A 14843-nucleotide genomic window follows, 5' to 3' on the forward strand; every position below is an offset into this window, starting at 1 on the left:
TTGTTATAATTCTGTTTTGACCCATTGGCATATAGGAAATAACTTTTTTATCTCCTCAATTATTATCTCTTTTTCATTCTGGTTCCCCATCTTACTGTTAACTTCATACAGATGTTCATGGATCTCATATTTCCGAGGAGAGATTCTCGAATAAAACAGGTTAGCATCTTCAAAATAATTAGATTTATAGCAGACATCACCTAAAATTAAATTCAAGCTTTCATTCCTAGAATTATGCTCGTATAACTTAACTAATAAATCTATCGCTATTTCATTAAAACCATATGCTATAAGATGCTCGCAAATTTTCATTTTTATATCAATGCCACCGTTCCACAAGCACCCTAACACCGACTCAAATGTTTCAAACTCATGTAGGCGAATTAAATGAATAATAGATTTTTCTAATAGACTTTCAGTATGAGTTGTTAATTTCAGATTCCCTGGTGAAATATCAAATATGCATTTTTGAAGCTTTTTTTGTTCGCTAACACTCAGGTTAAGTAACGGACGAGAAATTTTAAATAAGTTTTCATCCTTTAATAGGATAGATAATAATAGAATATCTTCACCATTTTGATCAGTAATTTCATCTATGGTTATCCATTTATCTCTAGATTTTTCATATTCACCGACATATTGATATGCAATAGCTTCCACACTATCTTGAACAATCACGTTATACTCTGTAATAAATCTATGAAGGAGCGGATGTCTCAATTGATACAATACTTCTAAGAGCCTTTCCAATTGCGCACTGTTTGAAATAGTATACAATTGCTTAATGCTTATAAACACATCATCCAAAGGAATGTTAGCCTTTTCGACAATTTTGAAATACTTCCCCATAACCGGTATGAAATTCATATTCAATTTAAATGCTTCTAGTATATGTTCATAACTCTTAACTAAGTCATTTCTTTCTTCATACCATTCAGCTAGTCTAAAATGTGCCAGGTAACTACCGTTACCTTCAGTAACAGTAATTCCCTGATCTCCGATTTCAAGACACAAATTCATTTTAGCTATGGCATCTCTATAGTAACCAATTTCCTTAAAGAATAATGCCTGAAGATGCACCAAGTCTACTTCTTGTGGGAAAACAAGGACTGCTTCTTGCAATACATATAAAGCTTCTTCATATCTTTTCATTTCCCCAAGACTTCGACATAAAGTTGCTACTAACTCAGGTACAATTGAGAGATTTCCACTCAAAGAATAGGCCCTTTGTAAATATTCAATTGCTTTTCCATGATTCCCAGTCCAGTTATACGTCCTACCCATATTGAACAGATTGTACACATTAGGGTTTTCTTCAACTTCTTTTAACATCAGAGACAAATTTCTTTTCGATTTCTCTCTTCCTTCTAACATGTCATCTGTATAACCAGTATGCATAATGGTAAATTCAGCATGTCCTGCTTTATATTTTTCTTCATCTTCATACGTATTTAAATGCTCATGTAGACGATTACGATAATATAAATCCTTATTATTGGCAAAGATTCGAATAGCCAAATGATCTATGGCTCTACCTTGGGACATCATATTATGAATTTTTATGAAATAATAATCTGCTTCTACTTCAATACTACTCAAGATATCTACAGAATCTTCTAAATACTCATCTGCGTCCAGAACGAGAATATAGTCCGCCTTTGCATACTTAATTGATTCATTTCGCGCTGCTGCAAAATCATTAATCCAATCGAAATGATAAACTTCATTTGTATATTCATTGGCAATCGATATCGTCTCATCTGTTGAACCAGTATCTACTATAACGATCTGATTCACTTTATCTTTAACACTTTCCAAACACCTTCTAAGATACTCTTGCTCGTTTTTCACAATCATACACAACGCAATAGTTTTCATCATGCATATCCCTTCATTTCGCGTTTGCGAATTCAACGTATTACTAGTTATATCGGTAAAATCCGAAACAGAAGTTAGCTCTCTTTATAAGAAAATAGTGGTTTTTATATACAAAAAAAAGGTTACTGAGAAAATTCTCAGTAACCCTTTCATTACTTAAATTAACGAAGCAATTGAAGAACTGCTTGTGGTTGTTGGTTAGCTTGTGCCAACATTGCTTGAGAAGCTTGTGCAAGAATGTTGTTTTTCGTTTGGTTCATCATTTCTTTCGCCATATCTACGTCACGAACACGGGATTCTGCAGCAGACAGGTTTTCAGAAGTTGTACCCAAGTTGTTGATTGTGTGCTCCAAACGGTTTTGGTTTGCACCCAGTTTAGCACGTTCGGAAGAAACTGATTTGATAGCAGCGTCAAGAATCGACAATGCTGCGTTAGCACCAGTTTGTGATCCGATTGCAACGGAAGCCAAGCCAAGGCTAGCTGCACCCATGTTACCGATGGACAGGGAAATAGATTGTCCAGTGTTTGCACCGATTTGGAAGACTGCTCCACTTACACCAGCACCATTCAACAATTTTTTAGTGTTGAATTCAGTATCAGTAGAGATACGTGTTACTTCTTTAGTCAACTCTGCTACTTCTTTTTGAAGTTCAGCACGATCATCATTTGTGTTTGTATCATTCGCGGATTGAACAGCCAATTCACGAACACGTTGCAGGATGCTGTGTGTTTCGTTCAGTGCACCCTCAGCAGTTTGGATCAAAGAGATACCATCTTGAGCATTTTTGGAAGCCATATCCAAACCGCGGATTTGTCCACGCATTTTTTCGGAAATTGCCAGACCTGCTGCATCGTCACCAGCGCGGTTGATGCGAAGACCGGAAGACAATTTTTCAATTGCTTTGTTTGTGTTAGTTGTGTTTGAGTTCAGTTGGCGATGAGTGTTCATCGCAGCGATATTGTGGTTGATAATCATTGAGTGTTTCCTCCCTGAAATAAGTTAGTTCCACATCCTTGTGGTAAACGCCGCGACATTAAGGTCGGCCGCCCTGCCGAAGCAGCGTCTAAATTATATATCGACAGATTGTGAGGAACTGTTTATAGCAAATTGGAATTTTTTTATTTTTTTTTATTTTCCGTCTCACGAAGTAATTCCATAAATGCCTTGACGTTAGGTGCAAGGGGTGTCGCAGACTCGCGGTTTGTCTCCTGGATAGACGCGTAAACCTCCTCACGGAAAATATCGATGTGCTTAGGAGCGGAAATGCCAATCCTCACTGTATCCCCTTCTACGGCCAGTACAGTCACCTCAATATGATCTTGGATGATAATGGACTCTCCCTTTTTACGTGACAATACCAGCATCTCAAACTCCACCCTTCACTGAATTTGTATCTCTTGCTGGCCAGATCTGATGACGTGTCCCGTATGAAGACTGATGAAGGACTACTTGTTTTCCTGTTCTTTTAACCGGGTTAAGCACCACTGGTGCAAGTAAATTCATCGTGGATTTACTCACTTCTGATTGAATTGTTACGATTGAGTATACGGAGACCTCTTCACTAATCTCCAGTTCAGCTCGATCTGCCTCAGGAAGCTCAAAACTATAGTCTGGAGCGAAAACAAAAGGGCTGACTAGCAAGAAAGACAATTCAGGTTCTTTTATAGACTGCAAGTAGATAAAAGGAGTGTCCTCCCATGGAATTATTGCAAATTGAGTCTCTTCATCAAATCCGGGTAAGCCTTTTGAAAAATAATACACCTCTTCTTCTCCAACTTCGAGTTCTCCCCACATGCTTGTCTGAATATTAATAATAAGCGCCCCCTTGGCGAAGATTTTATACAGAAAGAGCCATAGAAGTCTACAATGAAGACCGTCTATAGCTCTATTATAACTATTACATCCCTATTTCTATAACAGGCGGAGTATATTGAATTGAAGCATACTGCTTCACATAGATATCCAATTTCCCCCGATGGTACTCAATCTCTGGTTTGTTCACGGTAACGTTCATTTCAGAGACAGCCGATTCAAAACGAATACTCGGTGCTCGAGTCTCAATTCGTATATCAACGTTATCCATGGAAGCAGGCGTCCTTATTTCAGGAAAAGGTTTCGATTTCCAATTAGTCCCCACAATGTTGGCAATCGTATTAGCAGGTTTGTGAATAGCCGCCAGTTCATTGCCTTGTTGAACACGTTCAGCCATGTTTTCAAGAAAAAGTTTCTCAATTCCCGAATAGATACGTGCGTTCATATCAATCATGTTTCCACCCGTATAGGCAGAGAGCGCCCTGCTCTGATCCACCTCGAATTGGATCGGATGACTCTCCACGGTCAGCTCCGACGGGCGTGTCTTCATTTGAACATCTGCCTTAGGCTGACGAATGGAATACTGCCCCAGATCAGCATCAATTTGCAACACGGGAGGAGTTGTATGAATTTGAAGGATGGGGAGAGTTTTCAAAAGATCACCCTTCCTATTTATCTAAGGAAATCAACCAAGGATTGAGAAATGATTTTAGCACCTGTAGACAACGAAGCATTGTAGATATTTTCCTGAATCTTGGATTGGATAGACAACTCGGCAAAATCCGCGTCCTCCACTTTCGATTGCAGGTCGGTTAGGTTAACTTCAAGATCACTCAATCTTCCTTGCATAAGCTCAACCCTATTCGTTTTGGCCCCAACCTCAGCACGAATAGCCAGAATTTTATCTGTGCGACTGTCAATCGCATCAAGCTGATTAGACAATTCACCTAAGTTTCCGTCAGTAAGGGCCTGGCTAATCGTATTAAAGATAACAAATAAATTGTCTGTTTCTGTAGAGTCTCCAAAGAACTCATTCCCGGTAACGTTAATCGGCATTTGTATGCTCTCACCAACGATAAAGTTGATTTTCCCAGGATCGGTTATCACAGCAGCTGCATTAGTTGTATCAAATGAACCATCCGCGCTTGCTGGAAAATCATAAGGTTTTTGATCATAGGTTTCGCCATTGAAAATGTATTTCCCATTCAGCTTACTGTTCGCAATATCAACGAGTTGTGCTTTAAGTTGCTTTACCTCTTCGTTAATGCTATCCAGTGCCTCTTGGGGATTAGTTCCGGTAGCCGCTTGCACTGTTAGTTCCCTCAGACGTCCAACGACACTTCCAGTCTGGTCCATCACCGTATCATTAAATTCCAGCCATGAAATCGTGCTATCCACATTTTTTTGATACTGCTCATTGGAAGAAAGTTCAGTACGATAACGAAGGGAGTAAGTTATCCCTACAGGGTCATCAGAAGGTTTATTGATTTTACGGCCTGTTGCCAGTTGAGTTTGTGTATTGTTCATCTGCTGTGCATTCCGGTTCAAGTTAAGAACCAACTGTGAGCTAAGCATATTGTTTGTAATTCTCATCGTCTTCTATGTCAGTCCCCTCTTATTATCTGCCGACCGTACCGGTAGAATTAATCAATTTATCAAGCAGCTGATCGTAGGTAGTCATAAAACGCGCAGAGGCGCTGTAAGCATGCTGGAATTTGATCATGTTCGCCATCTCTTCATCCAATGAAACACCACTAACCGATTGGCGGCGAGTATCTACTTGTTCTACAAGAAACTCCGAATTAGATGTCTGACGTGCCGCTTCCTGAGATTGGACACCGAGTTGTCCCACAATGGCACTGAATTGAGCACCAACCGTTGCATTACGCAAACCGTCAGCTGATTTCATCGGCGTATCTTTAAGATTGGCAAGCAGATTCGCCAGTGTATTATTCCCCTTGATTACGGTCTCTGCTCCTGAGGCATCAGTAGTTGTTCTTAAAGATGTTGCGATCTTATTCGGATCCGCCAGAATCGCGGCGTTCAATGAGATATTGCCTGCTGTAATTGCGGTTCCACCATCAGAAGATGTGAAGAATGGCAATCCAGGAGAGGTCGTTCCATCCATGCTATATCCAAGTTGATGTAGACCATTCAAACCTTTGACCGTAACGGTCAGATCAGCTGACAGTGTACGTGCAGCCCCTGTATATGTCACCCCACCCAGAACAGTATTGTCTGGCAGGACTGAGCCTGCTGGTAAGGTAATCTGAATCTCTCCGTTGGCAAGCGTATTGGCCAGGTCATCCATTTGTTTCTTATAGTCACTGACTAATGTATCTCTCGACTTAATCATCCCATGAACTTCACCATTCGTGAGATTACCCGCAGCATAAGCAGTATTAAGAAAAGCCGAATCTACCGTTGTTTGTACTGCCCCACCTGTAACCAGTGCTTGCCCATTCATCTGGATCTGGTAGCCTTGGGGAGAGTCTGTAACAGTAATATTCATAATCTTGGACAATTTGTCTGCCATCAGATCACGTTGGTCACGAAGATCATTGGCGTTATCACCAAGAGACTCTACTTTAACTATAGCGCTATTAAGGTTGGCAATGTTACCAAGATATCCTTGAATTTCACTGCCCTTCACTTCAATATTGTTATCCAAATCCTGACTCAGTGCATCCAGTTGGCGGCTGATCTGATTCATCGCATCTGTCAGGGCAAGAGTCGTCTCTTTTACGATTCGACGAGCTGTAACATCCTCCGGATTTTTGCTCAAATCGGACCAGGATTTATAGAAGTTATCCATTACAGTCCGAAATCCGGTGTCAGATGGTTCGTTCACAATGGCTTCAAGTTTCTCAAGTGTATCCCGTTGAATAGACCAACTTCCAAAGTTGTTATTTTCATTACGAAACTGGTCATCGAGAAACTTCTCTCGGACACGGGTAATAGAATCAAACTCCACCCCTGTTCCCAGTTGTCCTGGTGTTGTACTATGTAAAAATGCAAACGGCTCCATTGGAATGGATGCTTGCATGTTTACCTTCTGCCGCGAGTATCCTTCAGTGTTGGCATTGGCCACATTGTGACCAGTTGTGCTAAGAGCTGTCGTCTGTGTGAACAAACTGCGTTTAGCCGTTTCGATTGAATGAAAAGTAGATGTCACCTTGTTTCCCCCTAATTAATCAGGCACGTGTATCAAAAAGACCGATTCGCCCTGGATTACCGTTCTTATCAGCAGGATGCTGATATGTGGCATCCTGTTCCGGCCGAGAAGCAAATATGTCCATTGAGAGATCAATAAACATCAATGATTGCTCGATCAGTTTTTGATTCAATTGATTAATTTCTTTCAATTGCTGCAATGTTCCCGCGAGCTTCTTCTGGACTTCAAGCAATCGCTGTTTGTCAGCCGGATCAAAAATAAGCTTGGAGATCTCTGTGATATTCAGGTTCAACATAGATTTGATCCCACGCTCCTGAAGTAATTCATGAACTGCGCTCAGTCGTTCACTTTCAAGCGGCTCCTGCTGTTTCATAAACTTGGATTCCCTATTCATCAGAGAAATGAGTTGGTCCACATCATTTTTGACAATGACCTGCCTCTTAATCTCGCTGAGTGCCAGCATGTCCCGGTGGTTTTGTTCCATTTGCTGCAAAACTGCAATTAATCTGTCCAGCGCTGCCATTGCATAATCACCTATTCCTTATCAAAAGACTTAAAATACGGCAGTAACTTGTCAGCAAGTTTACTGCTGTCCACCTGGTAAGTTCCTGAACTCACCTGTTCTTTTAGTTCCTGTATCCGCTGTATACGTCCTGCATCCTGTGTACGACCTTGTTCCTCAAGCATCTTCATCGCCTCCGGAGAAATGGATACCTCGTCCTTACGGCGGCTCTTTTTGGCATCAGCCTGCTGATTGGATTCAACGTTCCTCTGATAAGAATTGATTGCACCAATTCTATTGGGTTCATTGATTTTCATACGAAATGCACTTCCTTCCACCTTAGGATTTTCACATTATCTTTATGTTCTCGAACGATTAGGATAATAAAAAAAACCGATAATCTTTAATAAGTTTATCGGTACGTTCCAAAACATTTGTTATAGCAAAACTTGTATTTAAGCCCTCATTCCTATGAATCGCGCAGTTTGTCGACAGCATTGTAGGTTCGCCCGCCTATATTGCCGTTATCCTTCTGACCTACTTCTCGAGCCGCTCCAGCCAAATCTTTCGTCAAACGATTCCGGCAGGAGTCGCACATATGGCCTTCACGAATCAGGGTTGCGCATACTTCACAAGGATACATCATATTTGGGGCGTTTTCGATGGAAATCCGTCCCTCACGAATGAACTTGGTAATATTTTTAATTGAAACTTCTGTTGCATCAGATAGTTCCTGTATGTTAGTGCCTTTGTTTTTGCGTAGATATTCCACACAAGTCTGGTATTCCAGTTCAATTTCCTTGATACAATTCGAGCATACATCCCGAAAATTCAACGCATATAATTTGCCACAACGCGGACAATTACCCAGATTCATCGCTAAAACGCCCCTCTCAAACTTCCTCTTCCGAATGGATAATAACTATACATTACCTTATTTTCTCACATCAAGTCCATAGCCTCTTTGCGAATATAAAAGGGGTATAGGATGCATGTATGCGCAATCTTATGGATATTAAACAAGTTGTTTTTGCAGAATTACACATTAATCTTTCTCAACTGAAGAACTAATGAACATAAACCCAGATATGTTGTTATTCGAAAATCAGTAAAGTGATCACCAGTAATGGACACAGGCATCACGTTAAATATAATATGCATTTTCATATATCACTTATGGGTTCTTAAACTTAAGATCTGGCCAAAGTCAGCGTGTAAATCTCTATTGGAAGGTTAATAGAAGATCCAGCGCTTAAGATCACCTGTCCACAGGCATCCAAGGTGCTACCGGTTGTGTAGATATCATCAATTATCAGCAAGCGTAAGGGAGCAACTTGCCAGCCTTGTGGGGTTGATCTGAAATGTGAAGACCCTTCCTCTCCATTAGAGAATGAATTAGCTGCTCGTGAATACATGTTCTTTTGAACGGATTGAGATGCGGCTTTGGCTGCTTTATAGAGTTCAAGCAACATATCTATTCCACCTGGCTGAATTGCAAATGCATCCTGCATCGTCTGGATACGCTCGCCGCGTGTTTTGAAGCTTTGTTTGGTAGTGTTGATCCGACGCTGCAGCAGATCAACTACAGGCAGGCGGACGGCTGCGGCAAGTCCTGCTGCGAGCCGCTCGGCCTGGTTGAAGCCGCGCTCGGCAAGGCGTTCGTTGCTAACGGGGACGTAAGTCACCGCGTCTGGCCGCCATCGCGGCTTATTGTTTTGGAGCAGCGACTGGCGGTGGTGCGGTGCTGCATCGGGATGAGTGTGCGTGTAGTAAGCGTCTGAGCTGTGGCTGTTGTGTTGCGCGTGTATATGCACGGGCGCAAACACGGCATGTAAGTGAACGGGCGCGGGTACTGATACGCGCCCGTTAGGTCGGTGAACGAGTGCGTCGGTTGGATGTGAGTTGGCATCCAACCGGTATTGAGCAGGCGTAGCGGGATGAGCTACGGGGGCCAGGGTTTCTTTTGCCAAAACAGGGTTGAGTTCTTCAATCATTGCTTGAAATGCTTGAATAATTAGTGCCGTTAAAAGTGGTGCGTAGCGCTCATGGCCTCTAAACTTGTACATCCCAATCCATTCCTTCATTAGAGCGTTATACTGGACGGCGCTGCGGTTGCATACGAAAGAACGGTTTTGCATGTGTGGACGGACGCAGTCCGGGCAGCCAATCCCTCGACCACAACGCAGACAGCGGATGGAACGAATCCATGGAATTTGCTGCACACAACGCGGACAGATGCCGGGGTAGATTGGAGACAACATCGCTCGTGTACCACAGGTTAGACAAGTCGCTCCGGGTGGGGCGAGTAATCCATGCAGGCGATGGGTAAGTTGGTGTACATGATCAGCGATGCTGCTTAGCCAGTTCGACATTAGATTGTTGCCTCCCTCAGTATCTATTGGTGATTTGGCGGGTGAAGGTAGCCTTTGCGGCGGGCGATGGTGTTCATCTTTTGGATTTGTGCCACCGCTTTCACCTGGGAACGCGTACGGCGGGATGAGGCAAAGACGACTCTCCCTGCTGGATCATCCATAGATCGACCTGCTCTACCCGCCATCTGTACCAAAGAAGCTTCATCAAAGAGACCATTATCCGCATCCAAAATAAATACATCGCTGCGCGAAATGGTGACGCCCCGCTCCAAGATCGTGGTGGTCACGAGCAGACGTATGGTCCGTTCACGAAAAGCAATAACTTTGCTCGCGCGATCCGGATCTTGGGATGATGTTCCTTCAATATGGATTTGTGGAAACATGCGACGCATAAGATTTACAAATGCCTCGATCTGAGCGATCCGTGTCACAAATAAAAATACCTGAGCTTCCCGCAGCAAGGAGGTTTGAATACTCTTTTTTAGTGTGGCGGGCAGCTCTCGCTTTCGAATACATTCGGCGACGGTGGGTATTTTCAATAGACGTGGTACGGGTAAAGGGTGGCGGTGGAAGCGGACCGGAACTTTGGCGTGAGTGAGTTTCCCTTGCGCCGCTTCCCGCTGCAGTCTAGCTGGTGGCGTAGCGGACAGATAAACAAAATGACCATCAGGCTTGCATGAGGACGCAGCCGCATGAGCGAGCATGGGATCATTATGGTAGGGAAATGCATCAAGCTCGTCGATAATGACCAGATCGAATGCCTGGTAAAAACGCATCAGTTGGTGCGTGGTCGCGAGTGTGAGCTGTGCGTCTTTCCAGCGCTCGGTGCTGCCCCCGTATAGCGTAGCGAGTGAGATGTCAGGGAATGCCTTCGCCAGACGAGGGGCAAGCTCCAGCACGACATCCCGGCGCGGCGTAGCGACAAGCGCTCGTCCTCCGCGCTCCAATATATATTGGAGCAAAGGGAATATCATCTCGGTTTTACCTGCCCCGGTCACGGCCCACAGCAAAAACCGCCCCGGCCCTTCCCCTGCGGATAGCTGGGCCAAAAACGCCAGCGCCGCGGCAGCTGCCGCGCTCTGCGCAGGGCTTAACCCCCACCGGGCAAGTCCGCCCTCTGTGGGGACAACGGCCGTGCCACGCGGTGCTGCGCCGCGTCGTGGCACGGCCCCTGGCGCTGCGCTGCGCAGCAGCAGCGCACAGGCACGGCTGCGCCCCAGCGCGAGGCAAGCCTCGCAGTAGGCGCACGCCGCCAGGCCGCAGGCAGCGCAGGGCACGCGCTCCCCGGCAAAGCTGCCGCATCGGCGGCAGCGGGGCGCGCTGTGCGCGCGACCAAGCCACGCGAGGCGTTGCCGCCGCGTGGCAGGCCCTTCCAGGGCGGCTGCTATGCTCAGCCGCCCACGCAGGTGCGCGAGCTGTGCAGCCGCGCGCCAAACCGAGGCAAGCTGCGGCGACGTGTCCGCCAGCAGTGCCTCTGCCTCGGCCGCCAGCAATTGGCGGCCGCGAAGCCGCTCAGCCAGCAGGGCCGCGCCCCGCTCAAGCTGAGCCCATTCCCCGGCGGGATACGGCTCTGGCATCCCGCCCACTTCCGCACCTCTTTCAGCAGTAATCCCCGCTTTGCCCGCTATCTCTCCCCTAGCCTCCAGATCCCCGGAAGCCCTCTCGTACTCTCCCAGTTTGCGTCGCATATACACCTGCCAATGCTCCCCTCCCCACTGATCCATTCCTCGCTCCATCTCAAAATTCTCTACCATCCATGAGGCCTGACTTAAAGGCAACTCTCTGTCTAACAGCAACCATCGCAGCACCCGCTGACCGCTTACCCCCTCAAGCCACCACGCCACATCCACTCGGATATCCAGTGACAGCACCATCTTCCACTCTTCTCTCACCCGGCACACATACAACCCAACCTTCATCTGCTCTCCTCCCTCATCCTCCATGTCCCAAAACGCAAAAAAAGCACATGCCAACCGACTATTTGTCGGAGCATGTGCTTCATGTCCATATCTTATTCAGTTCAATATCTACTTGTATAATCACTATATCAATTATGCAGTTGTCCCACAAGTCGTGTAGTTTCCAAAAGCAATCGTTACGATCATTTTACCCATTCAATGAGTAGCGATAATCTTTCTTTGATCATGCGAAACTTTTTCCAATCTGCATCGTCTATACTTTTAACTTAAGAGTTCTGAATTCAAAAAGGTTCGTGCTGCGATCCCCACAAGGCTCCAACAGGGACAATAACCATAGATTGCATAAAAACCCATATTTAATTTAACAGCAAGCTTGGCTACAATGACAAAAAAAGACTACAGCATACGCTGTAATCTTTAACCTCAAACATGATGAAATTCAAGCTCATTTTGGCAAACTGGCATAAATTCATTGAAAGTGCATTCTGTCTGATGACACGCTTTAGCCAGTCTGTCTCAGCAGCCTGCACGATGAATGAGCCCAACTGTTGCAAAAAAAAGCATCTACTGCTTTGGCTCACGCAAATCGATAAGGCGAATAGAACGATTGCCAGTCTGATTCCACTGTTCCATATCGGTAGGGACAGCAGACAAGTAGGATAACTCCATTCCTTGCCTCAGCATAAGCTTTTCAATAATACGAACCGTTTCGGCTTCCGTACGATCAGCGACAACCGTCAATGTGAAGCTCTTTCCACGGTAAAATAATTCCCGGCAAAGCGCTCTTACAATGCCTTCAATCCGCTGCTCCTGATTGGAAGGAATGAGCATAATCTGCTCGTAGCCTTCGGGGTCCGGACGGGAAAGATGGCGCTGGTGCATGGCATGAACGGCCATTGCCGCCAGGAAGTATATGAGCAGAATCATAGTCAGATGAGCAACCATGGCAACTGCACCTCCTCGGAAGGTCATGCTCACCCATGGCGAACATCCCTGTATACAGCAGTATATGCCGCATTCCTCGAAGGGTTACACTTGCAAATCCTAAACGCGCATATTCCATTCTGATCGACACCGGACGAAGAAGACAGGCCAGGTCGTTCACTCATTCATGCCGAAGCTTGAACATAAGTTCGCCTAACTTCACACTTTGCTCATTTGCAGTAATAAAGTCCATTAACCCGCTAACCAGTCCAACATTCTGGAATGGGCGCGAGTAAACAGAATCCTATAATTGCTATAATCAAACTGCATCTAAATACAATCGTATATTACAGGGTAACCCAACCATATTTGATCGAGTTGATAACCGCTTGTGTACGATCATCCACTTCCATCTTCTGCAAAATACTGCTGACATGGTTTTTTACTGTTTTCTCACTGATGAACAGGAACTCACCAATCATTTTATTGCTCTTACCTTCAGCCATCAGACGCAATACTTCAGCCTCACGACGAGTAAGCGGATTATTGTCGCCAGCGACAAATTTAACGCCTGCTTCCTTCGAAGCTCCTTCGCTCATTGCCCCTGTCTCATTAAGGTACGTCATCCGACGCAACTGCATGATCAGTTTGCCAGTTACTTTAGGGTGGATGAATGCATGCCCTTCATGAACAGAACGAATCGCATTGATCAGGGACTCGGCCTCCATATCTTTGAGCAGGTAGCCATTAGCACCTTTACGCAGCGTCTCGAACACATAACTCTCATCATCATGAATAGACAAGATAATGACTTTGACATCCGGGAACAGCTCACGCAATTTCTCCGTCGCTTCAACCCCGTTTTCCACCGGCATGTTGATGTCCATCAATACGATGTCCGGTTTATCCTGATTACAGAATTCGAGCACCTGAATCCCATCGCCGCATTCGCCGATGACCTCAATGTCGTCCTCCATATTTAAAATGCGTTTCAGACCTTCACGGAACAGCTGATGATCATCAGCCAAAAGAACTTTAATTGATGTCTTTCCAGTATCACGGTTTTCCATCCTGCTACTCCTTTCCCTTATCCACGTTTGTCGGGATATGAATCACTATTTTGGTTCCTTGATTTTCCGCGGACTCGATCTCTATTCTTCCTTCTAACAGTTCAACCCGCTCTCTCATCCCAATCAGACCGAAGTGGGTATGATCCTTGCTCTTCTTCGCAAGAAGCTCCGGTTTGAACCCAAGCCCATTGTCCTGCACGACAATCTTAACGAGCTGAGCCTGGTATGTAATTTCCACTACAACATAAGTGGGATAAGCATGCTTCGCAGCATTGGACAGACCTTCCTGCACGAGGCGGTAGATCGCAGCCTCCATTGCCGAAGATAAACGGTGTTCCTTGCCTCTCGTTTCAAAAAGCGAGCGGATTTTTGTTTTTTCTTCAAAATCCTGCACGTACTTCCGAAGCGTTGGAATCAATCCCAGGTCATCCAGTGCCATAGGACGCAAATTGAAAATAACTTTTCTCATTTCTCCAAGACTCGAACGAACCTGGCCTTTCAAATCTACTATTTCGGCCTGGACCATCTTAAAATCCTGCTTTATGAGCATTCTTTCTACAATTTCCGTCCTAAGCACTAGATTTGCGAGCATCTGTGCAGGTCCGTCATGGATCTCACGGGCAATACGTTTCCGCTCTTCTTCCTGGGCCAAAATTATTTTCAAACCAATCATTTGTCGATTTTTGGCGGATTCAATGATGCGGGTCACTTGACCCAGCTCACCCGACAGATACTCCAGTACAACCCCCATCTGGGAACCGATCGTCTCGGCGCGCTCCACGGAAGCTTCCACATTTTTGGCACGCTTCTGCAGATCATCCCGACGGGCTTTCAGATACATTTCCTTCTCACGGTAAATCATCAGATCCAGCTGTAACTGCGTCGCTTTCTCATACGCCTGCTTGATATCATGCTCGGAATAACGGACGAAGTCGCGGCTAACCTCAGTTAGCCGGATCCGAGAGCGGCGGTAGTTCAGCTCCAATTGATCTACTTTCTCGATCGTTTCCGCCGTCTCCTTCAGAACCGACTTCAATTCCTCGTTCAGCGTTTTCAGCTCATTCCGAGTCGAGTCCATAATCTCAAACATTTGATATTTACTGTTTTCCATGACTTGTATGGCGTTTTTTATGACGCGGTCTATGGCATCGGCTTGTAAATCCACGTTTGTTCGACTCCATTTCTATCG

Annotated in this window: 16 protein-coding genes; all 16 read right to left on the reverse strand. The window is 45.0% G+C overall.

The annotated features are described in order from the left end of the window. Positions 1-3: 3 nt before the first annotated feature. Positions 4-1881, reverse strand: a complete 1878-nt coding sequence (locus BMW94_RS23485; RefSeq protein ID WP_091001276.1) for a tetratricopeptide repeat-containing glycosyltransferase family 2 protein — start codon at positions 1879-1881, stop codon at positions 4-6. 158 nt (positions 1882-2039) lie between these two features. After that, the gene (locus tag BMW94_RS23490) at positions 2040-2855 is read right to left on the reverse strand and encodes a flagellin N-terminal helical domain-containing protein (protein ID WP_091001277.1); all 816 of its coding nucleotides are present in this window, start codon (positions 2853-2855) and stop codon (positions 2040-2042) included. A 143-nt stretch (positions 2856-2998) separates the two neighbouring features. Further along, complete coding sequence (gene csrA, locus BMW94_RS23495) at positions 2999-3244, reverse strand: carbon storage regulator CsrA (protein WP_091001278.1); 246 nt, start codon at positions 3242-3244, stop codon at positions 2999-3001. Between the two features lies 1 nt (position 3245). Continuing rightward, on the reverse strand, positions 3246-3641 hold the full coding sequence (locus tag BMW94_RS23500; protein ID WP_254790341.1) for a flagellar assembly protein FliW: 396 nt from the start codon (positions 3639-3641) through the stop codon (positions 3246-3248). A 136-nt stretch (positions 3642-3777) separates the two neighbouring features. Next, positions 3778-4347, reverse strand: coding sequence for a DUF6470 family protein (locus tag BMW94_RS23505; RefSeq protein WP_091001280.1), 570 nt, complete (start codon positions 4345-4347; stop codon positions 3778-3780). Positions 4348-4364: 17 nt separating this feature from the next. Beyond that, the gene (gene flgL / locus BMW94_RS23510) at positions 4365-5285 is read right to left on the reverse strand and encodes a flagellar hook-associated protein FlgL (protein WP_091001281.1); all 921 of its coding nucleotides are present in this window, start codon (positions 5283-5285) and stop codon (positions 4365-4367) included. 25 nt (positions 5286-5310) lie between these two features. Then, on the reverse strand, positions 5311-6867 hold the full coding sequence (gene flgK, locus BMW94_RS23515) for a flagellar hook-associated protein FlgK (RefSeq protein WP_091001282.1): 1557 nt from the start codon (positions 6865-6867) through the stop codon (positions 5311-5313). Positions 6868-6886: 19 nt separating this feature from the next. Next, positions 6887-7390, reverse strand: coding sequence for a flagellar protein FlgN (locus tag BMW94_RS23520; protein WP_091001283.1), 504 nt, complete (start codon positions 7388-7390; stop codon positions 6887-6889). An 11-nt stretch (positions 7391-7401) separates the two neighbouring features. Then, complete coding sequence (flgM, locus tag BMW94_RS23525; protein WP_063568400.1) at positions 7402-7686, reverse strand: flagellar biosynthesis anti-sigma factor FlgM; 285 nt, start codon at positions 7684-7686, stop codon at positions 7402-7404. A 152-nt stretch (positions 7687-7838) separates the two neighbouring features. Beyond that, positions 7839-8246 carry a TIGR03826 family flagellar region protein gene (locus BMW94_RS23530; RefSeq protein ID WP_063568399.1) on the reverse strand — a complete coding sequence of 136 codons (408 nt, stop codon included), beginning with the start codon at positions 8244-8246 and terminating at the stop codon, positions 7839-7841. A gap of 313 nt (positions 8247-8559) precedes the next feature. Then, the gene (locus tag BMW94_RS30635; protein ID WP_175480829.1) at positions 8560-9054 is read right to left on the reverse strand and encodes a ComF family protein; all 495 of its coding nucleotides are present in this window, start codon (positions 9052-9054) and stop codon (positions 8560-8562) included. A 406-nt stretch (positions 9055-9460) separates the two neighbouring features. Then, positions 9461-9655, reverse strand: coding sequence for a hypothetical protein (locus BMW94_RS30640; RefSeq protein WP_175480830.1), 195 nt, complete (start codon positions 9653-9655; stop codon positions 9461-9463). A 109-nt stretch (positions 9656-9764) separates the two neighbouring features. Next, the gene (locus BMW94_RS23540) at positions 9765-11018 is read right to left on the reverse strand and encodes a helicase-related protein (protein WP_368086935.1); all 1254 of its coding nucleotides are present in this window, start codon (positions 11016-11018) and stop codon (positions 9765-9767) included. 1206 nt (positions 11019-12224) lie between these two features. Then, entirely contained in the window at positions 12225-12605 is a 381-nt protein-coding gene (locus tag BMW94_RS23545; RefSeq protein ID WP_091001286.1) for a hypothetical protein, read from the reverse strand. A gap of 326 nt (positions 12606-12931) precedes the next feature. Further along, complete coding sequence (locus BMW94_RS23550) at positions 12932-13654, reverse strand: response regulator transcription factor (RefSeq protein ID WP_063567747.1); 723 nt, start codon at positions 13652-13654, stop codon at positions 12932-12934. A gap of 4 nt (positions 13655-13658) precedes the next feature. Beyond that, complete coding sequence (locus tag BMW94_RS23555) at positions 13659-14819, reverse strand: sensor histidine kinase (RefSeq protein WP_024631628.1); 1161 nt, start codon at positions 14817-14819, stop codon at positions 13659-13661. Positions 14820-14843 lie beyond the last annotated feature (24 nt).

This window comes from Paenibacillus sp. OK003, from assembly GCF_900109515.1.
Taxonomy (GTDB): Bacteria; Bacillota; Bacilli; order Paenibacillales; family Paenibacillaceae; genus Paenibacillus; species Paenibacillus marchantiae.